This window comes from Pseudoalteromonas sp. 3D05, assembly GCF_002723455.1.
Taxonomy (GTDB): domain Bacteria; phylum Pseudomonadota; class Gammaproteobacteria; order Enterobacterales; family Alteromonadaceae; genus Pseudoalteromonas.
Map to the genome: position 1 here is coordinate 99,425 of NZ_PDUS01000007.1, position 19,660 is coordinate 119,084.

Below are 19,660 nucleotides of genomic sequence, written 5' to 3' on the forward strand. Positions count from 1 at the left end.
AGTAAATATAAGGGGTTTATACTTTATTTTGTTTGTTTTATGAGCGATAATTAAAGTAAGTCTATCATTGGTGGAGGTGTAATATGCCAATCGGATCCGTATTTAATAATGGAGTAGAAGGGTTTAACCGTGCTAGCCAAGGTATTGAAAAGGCCAGCGCCGAGATTAACCGTGCCAGTATTGATCAACAAGATGATGCGCAACTTGCCCAGCAACGTCAATTGCAGGCTGCGCGCCCAGAAGAGGCCGTCACAGCCCCTGTGTCTCAACCTGCTCGAATAGATGAAGCCTTAGTTAATTTGAAGGTTGAAGAATTTAACGCTAAAGCAAATACGCAATCAATACAAACAGCGGATGAAGTGTTAGGCACGCTTATTGATGTGCGAGTTTAGTTACGTATGAACATTGTCACGCCATTTCCTAATGTAAATATAAACAGCGCAAATGTTTATACGGAAAGTGCTCGGCGTGACAATCAGCTTCGCGAAATCATCCCTCCCCCTGCTGCAACAAAACCAAGTAATGCCGAAAACAAAGCGCTCGGTGACAACGAAAAGGCAAAGTTACCGGGTTCTGCTGATAATGCCACCTATGATGCTAAAGGCAAAATAGCTGATGAAAGCGTTATTCAGGAACGTCAGCAAGGTGAGCAAAACCCTGATGATAATGAGCAGCAAAGCAAAGAGCAGCAAAAAGAAGAAAAAAAAGAGCAGCAAGTCACAGAACAAGAAGAACTTGATGCTGCACAGATTAAAGAACTAAAAGCACGTGACACCGAAGTGCGAGTTCATGAGCAAGCTCATGCCTCCGTTGGCGGTCAATATGCAGGCTCCCCAAGCTATGAATATCAGCGTGGCCCTGACGGTCAAAATTATGCGGTTGGTGGTGAAGTACAAATCGACGTTGCTGAAATAGAAGGTGACCCGCAAGCAACGATCGAAAAAATGCAAACCGTGCGAGCTGCAGCGCTTGCGCCAGCAGAGCCTTCAGGTGCTGACAGAGCCATTGCCGCTGATGCCACGCAAAAACTGTCAGCAGCTCAAGTTGAGCTCACAAGTAAATCCAATAATGACGAAAGCGAGCAAGCTGGTGCAACGTTTAAAGTTGACAGTGCATTAACGGATGATGACCAAGCTATCAAAACTTCTAGCCCTGAAACAGCAACTGCAAAGCGTGACGCCGATGTTGACGCTCGTGCTGTAAGAGTTGCGCAGTTTTATCAAGGAGCTACTTCACCCTATGGGCAATCAGGGTTTTCAGCGACAATATAAGTCTAATTGCTTTTTGCTCTTAATTATCAATCCCTTTTCCTTACTTATTCAGTTTCACATTTGTTTACGTTTGAGTGCATATTCAGTTGTTTAAATATTATCAAACTGCTATTTTCCCTGCGATTTTTATTAAGGAAGACAATTAAATGAAATATGCAGTATTAGCAGGGGCTTTATCTCTTTTCTCAATCACCGCCGCCGCAAATGAAACATCACTTTTAAGTTATGATTATGTTGAAGCAGGCTACGCTAAAATGGACGTAGATGACATTGATAAGCTTAACTTTGATGGTTATGTTGTAAAGCTTAGCAAGCAAGTAAGCGATAATTGGTATCTAACAGGTTTATACGCCAGCACATCAGATGATCTTATTGAGAGCGAATCGCTGGATTATCGTGAGCTTTTTCAAAATGGTGATTATGTTGGCAATTCAACTTTGTACACAGAATCAAGTATAGAAATTGATATTACGCGTTTAGAGCTTGGTTTAGGGTATATCCAACAATTATCAGCAGTGACAAGTTTAGATTACAGCATTAATTTAGGCAGACTTAAGTTTGAATCGAAAAATGCTTTTGTAGTCGAAGAAAGGTTTAATGGAGTAGCATTTGATTCATACTCTGATGGCGGTTCGGACTCAAATAGCGCAGATATTCTTTCTGCGAATGTACAAGTAAGACATTTATTAACTGACCAGTTCGAAGTGAATGCAGGCTTAGGCTATGAGCGTCTACATGATGACGAAAGTGATAATAACGTTGTTTTAAAAGCTGGCTTTAACTACGCATTTACTGAAAAAGCAATCGTAGGTGCGGCATATCGCAATGTTAATGAGTATTCTGATTTGAGCGTTACGTTACGTTATAATTTTTAATACATAAACAACGCGTTTAAAGTGTTTAAAATGCCGCAACATTCGTTGCGGCATTTTTGGTTTACTTTTTCACTTTAGCGTTAGCAAACGCATCGGCAAACGCATTGCCCATCATCGCATTACCCGAATCGCGCTTAGGCTTTGCGGCACGCGCTTGATGGTTAGTGCTACGTGAGTTATTTTGCGGCTTTTGCTTAGCAGCAGCTGCCGGTTTATTGCTAGTGTCAATGTCATCGTCTAAGCGCATGGTAAAGCTAATACGCTTACGTGCAGCATCTACTTCAACGACTTTAACTTTAACTATGTCACCGGCCTTCACGATTTCGCGTGGATCAGAAATAAACTTATTAGTAATCGCTGAAATATGCACGAGGCCATCTTGATGTACGCCTACATCTACAAATGCACCAAAGTTAGCTACGTTTGATACAACACCTTCTAAGATCATACCTGGTTTTAAGTCAGAGATTTTTTCAACACCGGCTTTAAACTCAGCGGTTTTAAATTCAGGACGTGGATCACGGCCTGGTTTGTCGAGCTCGCTGATAATATCAGTGACGGTGGGTAGGCCGAATTTGTCATCAATATAGTCATTTGCAACTAGCTTGTTGAGTACTTCAGAATTACCAATCAGACTGTTTATATCTAAATGAGTTTGCTCACTAATTCGCTTCACGACAGGGTAAGCCTCAGGGTGAACAGATGAGTTATCCAGAGGGTCTTTACCGTTACTTATTTTTAAGAAACCCGCTGCTTGCTCAAATGCCTTAGGCCCTAAGCGCTCAACTTTCTTAAGCTCTGAACGTTTAGCGAATGAGCCGTTAGCATCACGGTAATTTACAATATTTTGCGCAAGCGTTTTATTTAATCCAGATACACGGGTCAGCAAAGGAACTGACGCCATGTTTAAATCAACACCAACCGTGTTTACACAGTCTTCAACAACAGCCGTTAGCGTTTGGCCAAGTTGACTTTGTGAAACATCGTGTTGATATTGACCTACACCAATTGACTTAGGCTCAATTTTAACAAGCTCTGCTAGTGGATCTTGTAAGCGACGGGCAATAGAAACCGCACCACGGATAGATACATCTAAATCAGGGAACTCTTTTGCCGCAAACTCAGACGCTGAGTACACCGATGCACCGGCTTCGCTGACAATGATCTTATTTAACTTCAACTCGGTGTTGGCTTTGATTAGCTCAGCAACCAACTTATCAGACTCCCGAGAAGCCGTACCATTGCCTATCGCAATAAGTTCCACTTTATGTTGACGACACAACTGCTCTAAAGTGCGCAGTGATTTGTCCCAATGATTTTGTGGAGCATGAGGAAAAATAGTCTGCGAAGCAAGTAACTTACCTGTGCTATCAACCACCGCGACCTTACAACCAGTACGAAGGCCAGGATCAAGTCCAAGTGTTGTGCGTGCTCCCGCAGGTGCAGCCATTAGTAAGTCTTTTAAATTTTTAGCAAAAACATCAATCGCACCGGTTTCTGCTTTTTCACGCATAGCAGCTAAAAACTCGTTTTCTAAATGTAAGCTCAGCTTAATTTTCCATGCCCATTGCACCACTGTCATTAACCAAGCACTGGCCGCTTGGTTTTTTATATCTAAGCGATAATGGTCGGCAATCATTATGGCGCAAACAATCGCTGCATCTTCGGCGCTTGGTTCAGGATTAATACTTAGTTGTAAAATACCTTCATTGCGTGCACGCAACATAGCAAGTGCACGATGAGAAGGGGTTTTCTTTAACGGCTCCTGATGTTCAAAGTAATCACGGTACTTTGCACCAGCTTGTTCTTGCCCTTTAATCACGCGAGCTTCAATTTGGCCGTGTTGGCTGATATGACTACGGAATTTAGCGAGCAGTTTTGCATCTTCAGCAAAGCGCTCCATCAGAATAAATTTCGCGCCTTCGAGCACAGCCTTGGTATCTGCAAACCCTGCATCACTATTAATAAATTGCTCTGCTTGTTGTTCAGGATTTAGTGATGCGTCTTTAAATAGGCTGTCAGCGAGTGGCTCAATACCCGCTTCAATGGCAATTTGACCTTTAGTACGACGCTTTGGCTTGTAAGGAAGATAAAGGTCTTCAAGCTCAGTTTTACTATCTGCATTATTGATATCAGCTTCAAGGCTAGCGCTGAGTTTATCCTGCGATTTAATGGTAGCTAATATAAACGTTCTTCGCTCTTCAAGCTCGCGTAAATAAGATAGGCGCTGTTCTAATAAACGTAATTGGGTGTCATCTAAGCCACCGGTTACTTCTTTACGATAGCGTGCAATAAAAGGCACAGTCGCGCCTTCATCAAGTAACTTTATTGCAGCAACAACTTGTTGCTGTTGAGCATTTAGCTCAGTGGCTAAACGTGCAGAGAGTGTGCTCATGCATAAACCTTTTCAAACGAAAAATAAAGCCAGTATTACTCTACTGGCACAATAGACTGGTTGAATAATATCACAGTACTAAGCAATGGAAAGGCCTTAAAAGCTGAGCTTTTAAGGCCTTATTAAAATCACTGTCACAACGCACAAAAAGAGTTGTTAATGTGGGTGATCCACATGCTCTAAAACTTCACTAAAAGTATGTGCAATCGGGCTAATGTGCAATGGGATTGAAAATGTTTTGGTAATTTCTCTGGCTGAAATTAAGCCGCAAATTTCATTGTTTGCCGTCGTTACTAATAAGAACATAGCGCCGTGATGCTCCATAGTTTGCAGAGCATCACCAATACAGGCGTAGCTTAAACTTTGCATGCTAACGCCTGTTAAGTGAGAAATAGGGGTCATCACATAGCGTAAGCTAACATCAGCACGATTAACATTTAAACGTTGTGCAAGCATCATAATTTTAGCGCTTTGCAAATCAGCACTAGATACTAACCCTATGAGTTTTTCATTGTCATCAACAACCAAAATAAAGTCCGTGTGCTGGCTGCTTGTTTGATATAGAGCATCGATAATGCTGGTATCAAAGTGAGCACGCAGTGGATCTTTTTGCGTAAAATTATTAACCATTTCTAGCGCTGGAGAGGTTAAGTCAATAAGCGGTTGTGTTTCGCTATAAACATGAGATAACACGCCTTTAGATACATCTTGGGTACGTAATTCTTTAAAATTAGACATAATAGCCACCATTTAAGTTTATTTAATTTATTAGTGAGAAAAGTGATTAACTAAATTAAATGACTTGGCGGCCCTCGTACTGAGGCGCGATTAAAAAGTGTGGCTAATTGAGGTTTCACATAATGTGAGAGTATTAATTCAGGAGGTGGTTGAAGCGCCCCTAAATTGAATCCGTTGGCATGTGTATCGATGTCAACGTCAAGGTTTGCTTGGTCGGGGATATCGCAAGCAATAAAGTGTATTGAGTGGGTGGTTGATATTTCAGAGTCATCAAAATCGTGAGCAAAAATAGACAAACTCACACTCATTAAGAGTGTAAATAACACGGCATTATTAATTATGCGATGCATTAAGTTTGACATAACACGACCTTCCAAATACAACATCAAGTGCAAAATGCTTTACTTGAGTAACTTTATTTATAGTCCACTAACACACATTATACAATCAATTATTAACCTTATCTGAATTATCCTAGCTCACAGTTAGCTCAGTGTTTGCTTGCTTATTTTTCTCCTGGATACTCAATATGATTGATGTACCATTCTTTTTTGCCTTGTGGGGTAGTGACATAAAACTCATCATCCACTTGTTTTTTTAGTAAAGCTCGTGCCATTGGGGAGTCGATAGAAATATAGTCTTTGCGGTCATAAATTTCGTCTGGACCGACAATTCTAAACTTTAATACCTCACCTTGTTCGTTTTCGACTTCGACCCACGCGCCAAAGAACACTTTACCTGCTTGCTCTGGTGAATAATCAATGATTTGCAAATCAGGCATACGCTTGCGTAAATAACGTACTCGGCGGTCTATTTGCCTAAGTAATCGTTTATTGTATTGATAATCTGCATTTTCAGAACGGTCGCCAAGGCTCGCTGCCCAGCTTACGATTTTTGTGACTTCAGGGCGTTTAACATTCCAAAGGTGGTCATGCTCTTGTTGTAATTGTGAGTACCCTTCGCGGGTGATTAAGTTGGTTTTCACTGTTTTTTCTCAAAATATTTAATCAAAAGGGATAAGAATCAGCCTGACTTGTCCTAGTTGTTTGAAATGTTGTGTAACAATCTAATTAAGCAATTAGTTTTTTATTCGTAAAGTTTCATTTATATTAACTATTAACAAGTCAAAAACAACAAGAATGAAAGTTATGGGACACGAAACTACAAAAGTACTAGTCGTCGATGATGATATGCGATTGCGCAGTTTATTAGAGCGTTACTTAGTTGAGCAAGGGTTTATTGTACGCAGCGCCGCTAATTCAGAGCAAATGGACAGGCTTTTAGAGCGTGAAAACTTTCATTTAATGGTACTTGATTTAATGTTGCCTGGTGAAGATGGCTTATCTATTTGCCAGCGTCTGCGTCAAAAAGAGAATGAAATTCCTATTGTTATGCTAACAGCTAAAGGTGATGAAGTTGATCGTATTATTGGATTAGAGCTCGGCGCTGATGATTATATCCCCAAGCCCTTTAACCCACGTGAATTATTGGCACGTATTAAAGCAATTTTACGCCGTCGCGCAAAAGAAGTACCCGGCGCGCCTGCCGCTGAAGAGAATGAAATTAGTTTTGGTGAATTTGCACTAAACCTCGCCACACGAGAGATGACTCATGGCGACAAAACAATGTCGTTAACCAGTGGTGAGTTTGCGGTGTTAAAAGCGTTGGTTACTCACCCAAGAGAGCCGCTTAGCCGTGATAAATTAATGAACTTAGCGAGAGGCAGAGATTACAGCGCGCTTGAGCGTAGCATTGATGTACAAGTGTCACGATTGCGCCGAATGATTGAAGAAGACGCTGCTAATCCCCGTTATATTCAAACTGTATGGGGATTAGGTTATGTGTTTGTTCCAGACGGTGAAAAATAACCTTTTATGAGTATGTTTCCCAAAAGTGCATTTGGTCAAACGGTGTTTTTGGTGGCGGCATTATTGCTTATAAACCAAGTTGTGTCGTACATCACGGTGAGTCTGTATGTCGTTAAGCCGACGATCGAGCAGGTAAATCTTATTTTAGCTAAACAAGTTAAAACAGTGTTTATTGACTGGGAAGACGGTGTCGAAATTAGCAATGAAGTATCGAATAAGTTTTTCGAGATCACCGGTATAGAAGTAATGACTCAGCGCCAAGCAATGTCTGAAGGGTTGGGACAAACTCGTGAATACCCGATGCTGTCGCGAAGTATGTCTGAGCAGTTAAACGGCTCAGCCAGAGTGCGGATCAGTCAAATAGGTCCTTTGGTTTATTGGGTTGAAGCACCTCAGGCCCCTGGCTATTGGGTCAAAGTTCCGCTGACAGGATTCAAAGATAATAACCTCGAATTTTTAACTTTCTACCTATCAAGTATTGGCTTTTTAAGTGTGTTAGGTGGGTGGCTATTTGCACGACATTTGAATCGACCATTAAAAGAGCTACAGCAGGCTGCAGTGAAGGTGGGTGTAGGGGATTTTTCGACCAAGCTTGAAGAGCATGGTTCGATTGAGGTTATGGAAGTAACCAGAGCCTTTAATCAAATGTCGCGTGGTATCGCTGCACTTGAGAACGATCGACGATTATTAATGGCGGGTGTATCTCATGATTTACGCACACCACTTACACGTATTCGCCTTGCCACCGAAATGATGTCGGCAGAAGAAGATTACCTACGAGAGGGGATCATCTACGATATCGAAGATATGAATGCCATTATCGACCAATTTATTGAATATTTACGCCACCATAAACGTGAAGAGCTTGCGCTCGAAGACTTAAATGCGATTGTCTCTGAAGTGGTGCATTCTGAACAAAAGCATCAACGTAATATTCGCTTTATTGAAAATCCAAATCTCGATAACGTACCGTTAAGTATGGTGGCAATTAAGCGCGTAGTAACCAATATGATTGAAAATGCCATTCGTTACTCTGATGACGATATAGAGGTTGAAACCGCGCTGAGTCACGATAAAAAGTATGCCATTGTAATGGTTAACGACCATGGCCCAGGTATTCCAGAAAGTGAGCTTGAAACAGTGTTTGAGCCCTTTAAACAAGGCGACACAGCCCGAGGGAGTGAAGGTAGTGGGCTTGGTTTAGCTATTATCAAACGAATTATTGATATGCATGACGGAAAAGTAAAATTAGTGAACCGCCCTCAAGGGGGATTAAGTGCACAGATTTTTCTCCCTTTTAAATAAGTGATTTAAACTCAGGTACGTAACCTGATGGAGTATTCAAGTAAATACAGGGGTTGTAGACAAAATCGACGATGGTAAATTTACTAAATCAAAGCAGCTAATGGGCAAAGGTAAGTGGCATTATATCTTGGTATATGGTGTGCTTGGTTGGGGAGTTTCAACAGCTATTTTGTTTTCGCTAATGCAGGTTTTTTAGGCGAAGCCGCTTTTTTGATATATTACCGCTCTTGCTTATTTTGTTTCCGATAGGTGGTTTGGGTATTTATGTGCTCTTACTTAGGTAAACAATACGCCAAGTCTATCACCTAAGTGAGTGACTCCGTCATGGAGTATGTAAATAACCTGAACTCTGGATAATAAATCTATCTCCAGCGGCTACTTTCACCGCTAACTGCGTTGAATTTACTTGCAATAGGCCAGCTATTGACGCGTAAATTCGCCTTGTTATCGCTAAACGTTTCCGGCTGGAGACTAATAAATATATTTGTGATCTAATTTAGTACATCTCTTAACCAGAGTTCAGGTTAAATAAGATTCAGTGCAAGTGTTTAAGGCGCGATGTTAACTGCGCCTTAAACGTAGCTCTGATTTTAAATAGCTTTAAACCTAATTGCAGTGCCACCACTCGTCGCTAACTTAAGCGATAACGTATCTTTGGCTGTTACAATTCGTTGTTCTATCTTGATATCGTAAGGAGTATTTTTCCACTCTGCTTTATCGCCATCTTTGTAGATTTGCGCTTCAAATACTTTACCCGGCTCTAAAAAATCGAGTTTGATATCAATCGTACGTGCATGCTCATCCGTCACAGCGCCTAAATACCAATCATTTCCTGAGTAATTATCACGTTTGCGTTCTTTACGGGCAAACACCACGTAGTCGCCAACTTCACCTGCTAATGCGATACTTTGCTGCCAATCAGTGGGTACGTCTTGAATGAACTGAAATGCATCTGGTTTGGCTAAATAATTACGCGGTAAATCTGCGGCCATCTGAATTGGGCTATACATCACCACATACAAAGCCAGTTGCTTAGCTAGGGTCGTTTGCGGGCGGTTAGTATCAGCGCCTAAACCATTAAATCCCATATCAAATATGCCCGGGGTAAAATCCATTGGGCCCGCTAACATCCGAGTGAAGGCAAGCATCGGAATATGCTCTGGTGGATTAGGTGGTGTGCCCCATGCATTAAATTCTTGGCCTCGAGCACCTTCACGGGCAATCCAGTTAGGGTAAGTGCGGCGCAGGCCGGTGTCTTTAATTGGCTCGTGAGTATTAATGCTAAGTTTGTGTTTAGCAGCCAGTTTTATACTGTGTAGGTATTCGTTGACCATAAATTGGCCGTCATGCCATTCTTTTCGAACAATGCCATTTTCATCAATACGCTTGATGTTACCGCCATCAGCAACGTAACCGGTCTTTATTTGGCTAACGTTTGATTTTTCATATAATGCGTAAGCATCTTCCATTTGGTTACGGTAGTTTGTCACATTACCAGAGGTTTCATGGTGGCCAATAAGTTGCACACCTTTTTGTTGACCATAACGCGTTAGCTCGGCTATATCAAAATCATCGTATGGTTGAGTGAAGCTAAATACATCGCCGTTAAAGAACCAATCTCCGTCCCAGCCTAGATTCCAGCCTTCAACGAGTACTCCGTCAAAGCCATATTGGGCGGCAAAGTCCATGTAATATTTAGTGTTTTGCGTGGTGGCTCCGTGTTTTTCACCACTGCCCCATGTGGTTTCGTTTATATGCATGCCCCACCAAATGCCAACGTACTTACCTGGTTTCACCCAGGAAACATCCCCTAATTTATTCGGCTCGTTTAGGTTTAAGATAATGTCAGAGTTGATTAAATCAATGGCCTTCTCACCTATCTGAACTGTACGCCAAGGAGTAGTGAACGCCCCTTGCTTTTTAACGGCAATGCCATCTGACCAAGGTGTTAAGTCTGCTTGCAATGTACCAGGTCGGCGCTGGTTCAGTACCATGGCTGCATAATCGACCAATGCTGCTTCATGAATACTAACGTGCACGCCGTCAGCATTTTTAAATGTAAATGGTGTATGTGCTAATGCCGCGTCTTGCAAAGGTGTTGTGTTGTAAACATATTCGTAGCGATTCCAGCCGCGTGCGGGGATCCACCAAGCTGTTGCTTTATCTGCGGCGGTTATTGCAAATTCGGTCAGCTCTTTGGTTATTTCTATATCTTCAAAGCCCTCTTGTTTCGGTACTTCATAGCGAAACCCTACGCCACTATCAAACGCTCTAAAACGTACAGTGTATGTCCCACCATGAGGGGATGACTTACTAAAAGTGACTGCTACTTCATTATGATGATCAACAACCGTTTGGCGTTCTCCCCATGGTTGTTGCCATTTGCTCTGGACCTGATTAGTTGTAATGTTGGTGATTGTGAAGCCTTCATCAAATGCAGCTTGCTGCTTAAACTCAAACCCTAGTGATGAGTTTTCAATTACATTTTTATTATTAAAGCTAATTGAATAGTGAGGTGCAGAGCTTTGATCTGAAATGGTTATTTTTATTTTCTTATTAGGGGATTCAACAATAGCTTGCTTGGCAAAGCTGCTGCTGGAAATTAACACTAGTAGTAGTAGAGATAATCGCATTGTGTGTCCAACTGATTTGATGGGTGCGCAGTTAGAATAAATGACCAAGCGAAGTTTGACGAGGTGGTTGCATACGTATTCAGTCGGCTGTCGTTTATTAAGTGATAATTAAAATATCTGAAAATACGACTTAAATATGCCTATAATAAAATAAATCAAATAATAATATTATCTCAAGATGAAGCTTTTAATTACTTTTGCATTGTTGTTGGCTTTCAATAGTCAAGCAGTCACTCTTATTGTTAGTAACCAAAACAAACAAGTACAACCCAATGTTGTTGTGTGGTTACAACCTACAACCCCCATTGCAGAGCCCCCTAAGCCTGAAACAACGTTTGTGATGGAGCAAAAAGACCGACAATTCACTCCACATATATTAGTTGTAGAGCAAAATGGCAAAGTTGATTTTCCAAACGCTGACTCGATTATGCATCATGTGTATTCGTTTTCTAAAAGTAAGTCGTTTGAACTTAAGCTTTATCGCGAGCAACCTCAAGATCCAATCATTTTCGACCAAACTGGTGTGGTTGAGCTTGGATGTAACATACACGATTGGATGCTAGGTTATATTGTTGTCGTTGACAGTCCATACTATGGTATTACGGATCAACAAGGGCAGTTAACATTAGATATTCCACAGGGTGATTACACCATCAATACATGGCATGAAGGGTTTAGTGATATTAGCTCAACAGAATCGCAAGCTATGGCCATTAACAGTGCTGAGGTACGCTATCAACTCAAGCAAGCTTTGATACCACGAGTTGCAATAGGTGTAGATGAATATGATGATTACTAATCACATTTTGCGTGCAATTACTCTGTTTGGTGTGGTTGTTGCTTTTAATGTAAATGCACAAGTCAAAGGATTGGTGCAAGTAAGTGCAGTAAAGGGCGATTCGCAAGCGAGCTGGCAGGAGCGTGGCGTTGGTTTATATCGATTTGATCATAACACTGATGGTTTAGTGCTTTCACAAGGGGTGCTAGATTTTCGAACTGATTTAAGCTCTGCATGGTCTGCGCATGGGGTTATAAATGCTTATCAAGATCCTGAGCCAACATTGGGTTTCACACAAGCGTACTTACAATATAAACCGCTTACCCAGAGTAACTATAAATGGCACGTTCGGGTTGGCGGTTTTTACCCGTTATTATCACTTGAAAACCCTCAAATAGGGTGGCTATCTCCCTATAATTACACTAACTCGGCTATCAACTCTTGGGTGGGTGAAGAGCTTCGCACTTTGGGTGTGGAGGCTACAATAAAGCGCCCCGGACGCAGATTTAATAGTGCGCATAGCTTTTCGTTTATTGGTGCAACATTTAAAGGTAATGATCCTGCTGGTACTTTATTGGCTTGGCGGGGCTTTGCAATGCACGATCGACAAACCACATTTAACGAGAGCATTGCCTTTGCGCCTGTTACTTCGTTAAACACACCGCAGCTTCAGTTTCAGGCTAATCAGGTTTTACCGTTTGAGGAAGTGGACGGGCGTTATGGCTATTATGCTGGCATCCATTGGGACTACCTCAAACAGTCTCAGTTTAGGTTCTATTATTACGATAATAATGGCGATCCCAGTGCAATTAATTACAGCACAGGGCAATACGCATGGGATACGCGCTTTTCAAGTGCTGCGTGGCTTTACAAGTTTACCGCTAATACGCGATTAATTGCACAAGCGATGTCAGGCAGTACTGCAATGGGGTCTAGGCGTGGAGTAGATAATCGCTTTTACAGCCATTTTGTTTTATTAAGTCATAAAATGGCTCAACATCGGTTATCTATACGTTATGACTACTTTAAAGTGACCGATAAAGATGATTGGGCGTTTGACCCGAATGCGAGTCATGGGGAGGGCATCACAGCTACTTGGCGTTACCAACTAAACTCCCAATGGCAACTTGGCGTAGAGGGCTCAGCGTTACGTAGCCAAGCTGATAATCGCCAATCAATGGGGATATCATCACACATTTCCCAGCAGCAAATTGCATTAAATGCGCAGTGGCGATTTTGATTTTAGGCAATATTATTTTTATCAACTACCTTTATACTTTAATGTCGTGAGTATGTTGAGGTGATAAATGAAGTTACACAGCATTCGTTTCAAAAGCTCTTTACCTATTTTGCTTTTAGGTATAGCTATTGTTGTTCTTATTGTCGGTTACACATACTTAATAAACATGCAAAAGGTCGTGCTTGATAACCAGTCAGAGCGCTTCTTAAAAGCGATTTCGGTTGTGTTAAATGCTGACAGAGATCTTTACCAAGCAAAAGTATCAGAGCTCAACTTAGTTACAAATAAAAAAGGTGACGCAGAAGAGCTGAAAAACCACAGTGAAAATGCGCAGCAGGTGGCTGAACGATTCAGTCAGTACTTAAATTACTTGTCTATTTACCCAGAGATTACGGCTAATTTTAGCCGTTTTGATATGGCGTTTTCTCGTTGGCTATCTGCCTCCGAGGCCTATATAAGTGCTCCTCAAAGTTCAGCCCAAGAACTGGCGGCTAATCGTGAGTTTGATGCCTTACGTGATATTTTAGATAAAGCAGGAGAGCAGGCTGAATCTGTATCTATAATAGAAAAGCAAAAGCTTATTGATAAAATTAACAGTACCAAGTGGTGGTTGCTGCTAATGTCTGCATTCATTTTAATAATTGCAGGGTGGTTTAGTTATCAAATACCTCGTCAGCTGACTAAGCAAATAAATTATGTCACTAATAGAATTAATGAAATAGCATCGGGTGATGGGGATTTAACTGGGCGTATAACAATTAAAAGCCAAGATGAGTTTTCAGAGCTTGCAACCGCATTTAATCACTTTCTAGATAACTTGCAGCAGCTTATCCGCGACGTTTTAATGCAAGCGAATGAATTAAACGGCTTAGGTGGAGAGTTAAGTCAGTTTGCAAACCAAAATAGTGATGTTAACCAAAAACTCAACCAAGCATCAGAATCTATTGTCAGTGCAGTCCATCAAATGAGTGTTGCCAGTCGTGAGGTTGCAAGTGTAGCTCAGGAATCATCTAAAGAAGCTGATAACTCTCAGTCTTTGGCAAAAGATGGGCTCAGTGCAGTAGCTAGCTCTAGTAATAAAATTATCGCGTTGTCTGAAAACATGGAACACGCTAGTAATAAATCAACTGAGTTACAGCAAAGCTCTGACAACATAGCTAAGGTATTAGAGGTAATACGTGCGATTGCAGAGCAAACTAATCTGCTCGCGCTTAACGCTGCAATTGAAGCGGCCCGAGCTGGGGAGCAAGGGCGTGGGTTTGCTGTGGTGGCTGATGAAGTCAGAACGTTGGCAACGCGCACTCAAGAAAGCACCAATGATATTCAAAATATGGTTGAGCAGTTTGCTAACAGTGTAGATCAGTCTTTAACGGCAATTAACAGTGGCAAAGGGCTTGCAGAGGATGCCGTAGCGTCATTTAGCCAAACTAACGATGTACTCAATGCGATGCAAAGCTCTTCTATTAAAGTTAATGAAATGGCGATGCAAACGGCACATGCAACTGATGAGCAAACAACTGTCGCACGGGAGATTAGTCATAACTTATCATCGCTTAATGATCAAACACTTCAGGGTGGAGAGCTTGCCCGGTCAACTGAAGATGTCGCACTTAGGGTGAACCAGTTAACGGATGAGTTAAGTAATTTAGTGAAACGCTTTAAGGTATAAAAATAAATCTATTACAGTAAAAAGGGGCTACAAAGCCCCTTTTTCACGACATGTAAATTCAATTCAACTTCGGGGTTACCCGCTTATTTTTTATCGAATGCGCGTTTCATAAAGTTTGGTGTTGCAAGCGCACCATAATGAATCCCGCTGTTGTAATACTCTGTACTTTTTGCAAGTTCAGTTGCTGCATCTTCCCTAAATCCTGCAAATTTTTCTTCTTTGCGAGCGAGTGTTACCGACCATAACCCACTTGGGTAAATAGGTTGCGGAAATGGTAATGTTTGTAAGTCGTTAAAGCCAACGTCGGTCATCGCATCACGCATCTCAACAAGTAATGGCATGTGCATTAGTGGTGATTCACTTTGTTGCACCATGATACCGCCAGGGCGTAATGCTTTTAAACAACTGGTGTAAAAAGCATGATTAAATAATCCCTCGCCTGGGCCGACAGGGTCCGTACCATCAACAATAACAACGTCGATGGACTCAGGTGCAGCTTCACGCATATACTTTATGCCGTCATCAAACATTACTGTTGCGCGCAAGTCTTGGTTTGCCTCACATAGCTCGGGAAAATACTTAAGCGACATTTGTGTAACGACTTCGTCGATATCAATTTGTATTACAGACTCAACACTTGTGTGTTTTAGTACTTCACGAAGCGTGCCGCAGTCACCACCACCAATAATAACGACATTTTTAGGATTCGGGTGTGCTAACAATGCCGGATGGCTGATCATTTCATGATAAAAGAAGTTTTCACGACTGCTTACCATTGTGCAACCATCGATAATCATTAAGTTGCCAAAATCTGTGGTCTCGAACATCTCCACTTTTTGAAAAGGAGATTGTTTCTCGTCTAATTTTTTATTTATCCGTAGAGAAAACGCACTGCCGTCGCGTTCGCTGATTTCGGTAAACCATTTGCTTTGATCTAAATTTGCCATGTCGCTAGCTACACTTTTAGTTGAGTAAGAAAAAGGGGGCAATTCTGCCAGTGGTTGGCGGTTTGCTCAATGAAATTTTTACCAGTATAGCGAATATTTTCTTCTCGCTTTGGCTTAAAGGTTAATTTTTGTTAGCGTAGGAAGTTATGACGTATTAAAATAACCGATTCCGCCAAACAGTTAACTTAAGAAGATTTGCCATGACTTGGGGTTTAGACACAGCACGCGCTACTTATAACGTTGCACATTGGAGTGACGGTTATTTTGATATAAACAGCCAAGGCGAGTTGGTCGCTTATCCAGATGGCGATCAAACTAAAACGGCAATTTCGTTAAGCGAATTAACTGAGCAATTCAAGAAACAAGGGTTAACACTACCCGTGCTAGTGCGGTTTACTGATATCTTACAAAATCGAGTAGACACACTCACTAGTGCATTTTGTAAAGCACGTGATGCACGTGATTACCAAGGTCAATATACCTGTGTATACCCAATAAAAGTAAACCAACAACGTTCTGTTGTCAGCAAGTTACTGGCTCACCCAAGTGGTTTAGTCGGGCTTGAAGCTGGGTCTAAGCCTGAGCTTATGGCAATACTCGGCGTTGCCACCTCACCGATTACAATTGTCTGCAATGGTTACAAAGACAGTGAGTTTTTACGCCTTGCATGTATTGGTCAGGCGATGGGGCACAAAGTTAAAATAGTGGTCGAAAAGCTATCGGAATTAACTACTTTGCTGGCTGAAATTGAAGATTTAGGCATTGAGCCTGCAATTGGCATCCGCATTCGTTTAAATTCGGTTGGCAAAGGCAAGTGGCAAAATACCGGTGGAGAAAAAGGTAAGTTCGGCTTAACAGCAGGGCAAGTGTTAAGCGCTGTTGAAGTGCTTAAACAGCACAATAAATTGCATTTGATGCAAATGGTACATTTTCATATAGGTTCTCAGATTGCCAATATTCGTGACATTCACCGAGCGTTACGCGAGTGCGCGCGTCATTTTGCGGAACTTACTCAATTAGGTGTGCCATTAAACACCGTTGATGTAGGTGGTGGTTTAGGTGTTGATTATGAGGGGTCAGGCTCTCGCAGTGCGTGCTCTATGAATTATACGGTTGATGAATATGCGCGTAATGTGGTGAATGCATTCGCTGAAGTGTGCGAACAACACACACTTACTCATCCCGCCATTATTACCGAGTCAGGCCGTGCGCTAACAGCACATCACGCCGTTCTGATTACGGATGTTATTGATGTTGAAACTGCGCCTAATTACGCTAATCCAAGCGCCCCAGAGCCAAATAGCGTGTTAGTGTTAGATGAAATGTGGCAATGTTTACAACGTTTAACTCCACGTATGGCTTTAGAAATCTACCACGATGCAATGCACCTATTCAGTGAAGCACATGATCAATATGTACACGGATTGGTAAGCATGTTGGAATGGGCGAAGATAGAGCAGTTGTATTTCACTATTTTACATCGCGTGCGCGCGTCCTTAAGTAATGCTCGTGCCCACCGCGAAGTATTAGATGATTTAAATGAAAAGCTAGCAGATAAGTTATTTGTGAATTTCTCACTGTTTCAATCACTGCCAGATGTGTGGGGAATTCAACAACTGTTTCCTGTGATGCCAATAGAAAACTTGGATAAGCCATTAACACAACGCGCGATTATTCAAGATATAACTTGTGATTCAGATGGTCAAATTCGTGAATATGTCGAAGGGGCAGGCATTGAAACGAGTTTGCCTATTCCTCAGTATCAGCCAGGCCAGCAATACCATATTGCGATGTTTATGGTGGGCGCTTACCAAGAGATTTTAGGTGACTTACATAATTTATTTGGCGATACAGACTCAGTGCATGTGGAGCTAAACGAGCAAGGCTATCAACTTACTAATGCCATAAAGGGTGATAGTGTTAAGGATGTATTAAAGTTTGTTGATTATGATAGCGCAATTTTAGCCGAAAACTTTGCCGCAACCATTGCAAAACTATCAGTCAGTGACACCGAAAAAGCGCAGTTTTTAACTGAGCTTAATGCTGGGTTGGCTGGTTATACGTATTTTGAAGATTAACAACAGACAAGTTTAATGAAAGGAATTGAGTGGTAATGTCTATAATTCGTTGTGTTTTTAGTATTTTATTTTACGCCCTAAATACTGTGCTTTGGTTTATTCCAATTTTTATTTTTGGTCTTATAAAATTAGTGCCAATTAAGCCGTTGCAAAAAACAATGAGCTGGGCTGCAAAAAAATGTGCAAGCATGTGGGTAACCTGTAATTCATTAAATCAGAATTTATTTACACCCTATGAGTTAAATGTCTCAGGCCTTGAACAATTAAAGCTCAAAGATTGGTATTTGATTATTGCTAATCACCAAAGCTGGGTTGATATTCTGGTATTACAACGGTTATTGAATCGCAAAATCCCATTCCTGAACTTTTTTTTAAAGAAAGAGTTAATCTATGTGCCAATACTGGGTTTAGCTTGGTGGGCATTGGATTTCCCATTTATGACTCGTACCAGCAAGAGCCAACTTAAAAAGAACCCTAAATTGCGTGGCAAAGATTTAGAAACAACCCGCAAAGCGTGTGAAAAATTTAAAGAAATGCCAGTGAGCATTGTCAATTTTGTAGAAGGGACACGTTTCACTGATGCAAAACATCAACGTCAAAATAGTCCATTTCCACATTTACTTAAACCTAAAGCGGGTGGCGTAGCATTTGTGATGCAGGCGATGGGAGAGCAAATATCAAAAGTGGTGAACGTGACTATTCAGTACCCCGATGGTATTCCTACTTTTATCGACTTCGCCAGTGGGCGTGTAAAAAATATCAATGTTCATGTTGAAGTGTTGCCTGTCAGCCCTGAGTTGATCGGAGATTACACCGCTGATAATGAGTTTAGAGTGCGCTTTCAGTCGGAGTTAAACCGATTGTGGGAAGAAAAAGAACAGCAAATTATCAAATTAGAGCAGCAATCTAAGTGATTATAAAAAGCGAGTTTATATGCTAAAGAAAATCATACCGAATTGGCTAAATGGCCTGTTTGTATGCACCGTGCTTTTTAGCAATACTTTGCTGTGGGGTACGGTAGTGCTCATTCTGGGACTTATTAAACTCGTATTGCCGTTTGCATGGGTGAGTGACTTATTGCACCTTGCCTATCAAGGGTGGTGTGGCGGTAATCGGCTTGGCTTGTATTTAAGTTATGCGCAACTTGATGTCACAATTGTTGGGGATGTAAACAAGCATGGTTGGTACTTGTTAATTTCAAATCATTTCAGCTGGATTGATGTCGTTGTATTAAGTGCGATAGATGCCTTGCCTGCCCCTAAGTTCTTTTTAAAAGATGAGTTGAAATACGTGCCTATTATCGGTTCTGGCGCCTGGGCAATGGGAATGCCATTTATGAAGCGAGTTACAAAAGCGCAAAAAGCACGTAACCCAAAACTAAAGGGACTCGATGTTGAGCGAACAAAACGAAGTTGCCGAAATTTTCGTAGTCACCCAACAACGATTATTAATTTTGTTGAAGGCACGCGCTTTACTGCATTGAAACATCAGCTTCAGCGTAGTCCATTTAAACACTTGCTTAAACCTAAAGCGGGTGGTGTCGCTTTTGCGTTAGAGGTGTTAGGGGAGCAATTTGATGCCATACTCAACACCACCTTGGTGTACAAGGCCAAAAGTGATCATATTTGTGGCAGTTTTTTGCGTGGGCAGTTAAATAAAATAACCGTGACGATTACGCTGACACCTGTCAGTCCAAATTTAATAGGTAATTATCAACAAGACAGTGAATTTCGAGCACAATTTCAAAAAAATATTAATCAGTTATGGATGACAAAAGACAGTGAGCTAGCACTGGCATATACACAATACAGTACTGACCCTTTAATAATGGATGATAAGGAGATAGAAATACCGTGACTAAAC

At 41.4% G+C, this 19,660-nt stretch carries 17 protein-coding genes; 11 read left to right on the forward strand and 6 right to left on the reverse strand.

Features of this window, described 5'->3' with window-relative positions:
• Positions 1-83 precede the first annotated feature (83 nt).
• The 3 genes from CSC79_RS09445 (at position 84) to CSC79_RS09455 (ending at position 2,146) form a co-directional block, all read left to right on the forward strand.
• Positions 84-392, forward strand: a complete 309-nt coding sequence (locus tag CSC79_RS09445) for a hypothetical protein (protein WP_087532549.1) — start codon at positions 84-86, stop codon at positions 390-392.
• A 6-nt stretch (positions 393-398) separates the two neighbouring features.
• Positions 399-1,271 (forward strand): putative metalloprotease CJM1_0395 family protein, encoded by an 873-nt coding sequence (locus CSC79_RS09450; protein ID WP_099295570.1) that lies wholly within the window; start codon positions 399-401, stop codon positions 1,269-1,271.
• Between the two features lie 146 nt (positions 1,272-1,417).
• Entirely contained in the window at positions 1,418-2,146 is a 729-nt protein-coding gene (locus CSC79_RS09455; RefSeq protein WP_099295571.1) for an outer membrane beta-barrel protein, read from the forward strand.
• A 61-nt stretch (positions 2,147-2,207) separates the two neighbouring features.
• Here the strand turns inward: CSC79_RS09455 and CSC79_RS09460 are convergent, their stop codons facing one another.
• From CSC79_RS09460 to greB, 4 genes are all read right to left on the reverse strand, one after another.
• Positions 2,208-4,541 (reverse strand): Tex family protein, encoded by a 2,334-nt coding sequence (locus CSC79_RS09460; protein ID WP_099295572.1) that lies wholly within the window; start codon positions 4,539-4,541, stop codon positions 2,208-2,210.
• A gap of 156 nt (positions 4,542-4,697) precedes the next feature.
• The gene (locus CSC79_RS09465) at positions 4,698-5,279 is read right to left on the reverse strand and encodes a CBS domain-containing protein (protein WP_099295573.1); all 582 of its coding nucleotides are present in this window, start codon (positions 5,277-5,279) and stop codon (positions 4,698-4,700) included.
• 50 nt (positions 5,280-5,329) lie between these two features.
• Positions 5,330-5,641 carry a hypothetical protein gene (locus CSC79_RS09470; RefSeq protein ID WP_099295574.1) on the reverse strand — a complete coding sequence of 104 codons (312 nt, stop codon included), beginning with the start codon at positions 5,639-5,641 and terminating at the stop codon, positions 5,330-5,332.
• A gap of 143 nt (positions 5,642-5,784) precedes the next feature.
• Entirely contained in the window at positions 5,785-6,264 is a 480-nt protein-coding gene (gene greB / locus CSC79_RS09475; protein ID WP_099295575.1) for a transcription elongation factor GreB, read from the reverse strand.
• 163 nt (positions 6,265-6,427) lie between these two features.
• On the opposite strand from greB, the gene ompR reads away from it, so the two are divergent.
• Together ompR and envZ are read left to right on the forward strand one after the other, a co-directional pair.
• Positions 6,428-7,147, forward strand: coding sequence for a two-component system response regulator OmpR (ompR, locus tag CSC79_RS09480; protein WP_058561494.1), 720 nt, complete (start codon positions 6,428-6,430; stop codon positions 7,145-7,147).
• A 6-nt stretch (positions 7,148-7,153) separates the two neighbouring features.
• Complete coding sequence (gene envZ, locus CSC79_RS09485) at positions 7,154-8,452, forward strand: two-component system sensor histidine kinase EnvZ (RefSeq protein WP_099295576.1); 1,299 nt, start codon at positions 7,154-7,156, stop codon at positions 8,450-8,452.
• A 590-nt stretch (positions 8,453-9,042) separates the two neighbouring features.
• Here the strand turns inward: envZ and CSC79_RS09490 are convergent.
• Positions 9,043-11,085, reverse strand: a complete 2,043-nt coding sequence (locus CSC79_RS09490) for a glycoside hydrolase family 97 protein (RefSeq protein WP_099295577.1) — start codon at positions 11,083-11,085, stop codon at positions 9,043-9,045.
• A 178-nt stretch (positions 11,086-11,263) separates the two neighbouring features.
• Here CSC79_RS09490 and CSC79_RS09495 point away from each other — a divergent pair, with 178 nt between their 5' ends.
• The 3 genes from CSC79_RS09495 (at position 11,264) to CSC79_RS09505 (ending at position 14,772) form a co-directional block, all read left to right on the forward strand.
• Entirely contained in the window at positions 11,264-11,884 is a 621-nt protein-coding gene (locus CSC79_RS09495; protein WP_099295578.1) for a methylamine utilization protein, read from the forward strand.
• Positions 11,874-13,103 carry a hypothetical protein gene (locus CSC79_RS09500; protein ID WP_099295633.1) on the forward strand — a complete coding sequence of 410 codons (1,230 nt, stop codon included), beginning with the start codon at positions 11,874-11,876 and terminating at the stop codon, positions 13,101-13,103. The genes CSC79_RS09495 and CSC79_RS09500 overlap by 11 nt, the downstream gene beginning before the upstream one ends.
• 67 nt (positions 13,104-13,170) lie before the next feature.
• Positions 13,171-14,772 (forward strand): methyl-accepting chemotaxis protein, encoded by a 1,602-nt coding sequence (locus CSC79_RS09505; protein WP_099295579.1) that lies wholly within the window; start codon positions 13,171-13,173, stop codon positions 14,770-14,772.
• Positions 14,773-14,855: 83 nt separating this feature from the next.
• Here the strand turns inward: CSC79_RS09505 and speE are convergent, their stop codons facing one another.
• Complete coding sequence (gene speE / locus CSC79_RS09510; RefSeq protein ID WP_099295580.1) at positions 14,856-15,719, reverse strand: polyamine aminopropyltransferase; 864 nt, start codon at positions 15,717-15,719, stop codon at positions 14,856-14,858.
• Between the two features lie 200 nt (positions 15,720-15,919).
• On the opposite strand from speE, the gene speA reads away from it, so the two are divergent.
• The 3 genes from speA to CSC79_RS09525 are packed head-to-tail and all read left to right on the forward strand — an operon-like array spanning position 15,920 to position 19,654.
• On the forward strand, positions 15,920-17,797 hold the full coding sequence (speA, locus tag CSC79_RS09515) for a biosynthetic arginine decarboxylase (RefSeq protein ID WP_099295581.1): 1,878 nt from the start codon (positions 15,920-15,922) through the stop codon (positions 17,795-17,797).
• Positions 17,798-17,832: 35 nt separating this feature from the next.
• The gene (locus tag CSC79_RS09520) at positions 17,833-18,711 is read left to right on the forward strand and encodes an acyltransferase (RefSeq protein ID WP_099295582.1); all 879 of its coding nucleotides are present in this window, start codon (positions 17,833-17,835) and stop codon (positions 18,709-18,711) included.
• A 19-nt stretch (positions 18,712-18,730) separates the two neighbouring features.
• Positions 18,731-19,654 carry an acetyltransferase gene (locus CSC79_RS09525; RefSeq protein WP_099295583.1) on the forward strand — a complete coding sequence of 308 codons (924 nt, stop codon included), beginning with the start codon at positions 18,731-18,733 and terminating at the stop codon, positions 19,652-19,654.
• The last annotated feature ends 6 nt before the right edge of the window (positions 19,655-19,660 follow it).

What these genes read in the sequence shown, in the direction of transcription:
- CSC79_RS09445 (WP_087532549.1), top strand. Translation starts at nt 84, where the DNA reads ATGCCAATCGGATCCGTATTTAATAATGGAGTAGAAGGGTTTAACCGT.
- CSC79_RS09495 (WP_099295578.1), top strand. Translation starts at nt 11,264, where the DNA reads ATGAAGCTTTTAATTACTTTTGCATTGTTGTTGGCTTTCAATAGTCAA.
- speE (WP_099295580.1), bottom strand. Translation starts at nt 15,719, where the DNA reads ATGGCAAATTTAGATCAAAGCAAATGGTTTACCGAAATCAGCGAACGC.
- ompR (WP_058561494.1), top strand. Translation starts at nt 6,428, where the DNA reads ATGGGACACGAAACTACAAAAGTACTAGTCGTCGATGATGATATGCGA.
- envZ (WP_099295576.1), top strand. Translation starts at nt 7,154, where the DNA reads ATGAGTATGTTTCCCAAAAGTGCATTTGGTCAAACGGTGTTTTTGGTG.
- CSC79_RS09470 (WP_099295574.1), bottom strand. Translation starts at nt 5,641, where the DNA reads ATGTCAAACTTAATGCATCGCATAATTAATAATGCCGTGTTATTTACA.
- CSC79_RS09520 (WP_099295582.1), top strand. Translation starts at nt 17,833, where the DNA reads ATGTCTATAATTCGTTGTGTTTTTAGTATTTTATTTTACGCCCTAAAT.
- CSC79_RS09455 (WP_099295571.1), top strand. Translation starts at nt 1,418, where the DNA reads ATGAAATATGCAGTATTAGCAGGGGCTTTATCTCTTTTCTCAATCACC.
- CSC79_RS09490 (WP_099295577.1), bottom strand. Translation starts at nt 11,085, where the DNA reads ATGCGATTATCTCTACTACTACTAGTGTTAATTTCCAGCAGCAGCTTT.
- CSC79_RS09525 (WP_099295583.1), top strand. Translation starts at nt 18,731, where the DNA reads ATGCTAAAGAAAATCATACCGAATTGGCTAAATGGCCTGTTTGTATGC.
- CSC79_RS09500 (WP_099295633.1), top strand. Translation starts at nt 11,874, where the DNA reads ATGATTACTAATCACATTTTGCGTGCAATTACTCTGTTTGGTGTGGTT.
- speA (WP_099295581.1), top strand. Translation starts at nt 15,920, where the DNA reads ATGACTTGGGGTTTAGACACAGCACGCGCTACTTATAACGTTGCACAT.
- CSC79_RS09505 (WP_099295579.1), top strand. Translation starts at nt 13,171, where the DNA reads ATGAAGTTACACAGCATTCGTTTCAAAAGCTCTTTACCTATTTTGCTT.
- CSC79_RS09450 (WP_099295570.1), top strand. Translation starts at nt 399, where the DNA reads ATGAACATTGTCACGCCATTTCCTAATGTAAATATAAACAGCGCAAAT.
- CSC79_RS09465 (WP_099295573.1), bottom strand. Translation starts at nt 5,279, where the DNA reads ATGTCTAATTTTAAAGAATTACGTACCCAAGATGTATCTAAAGGCGTG.
- CSC79_RS09460 (WP_099295572.1), bottom strand. Translation starts at nt 4,541, where the DNA reads ATGAGCACACTCTCTGCACGTTTAGCCACTGAGCTAAATGCTCAACAG.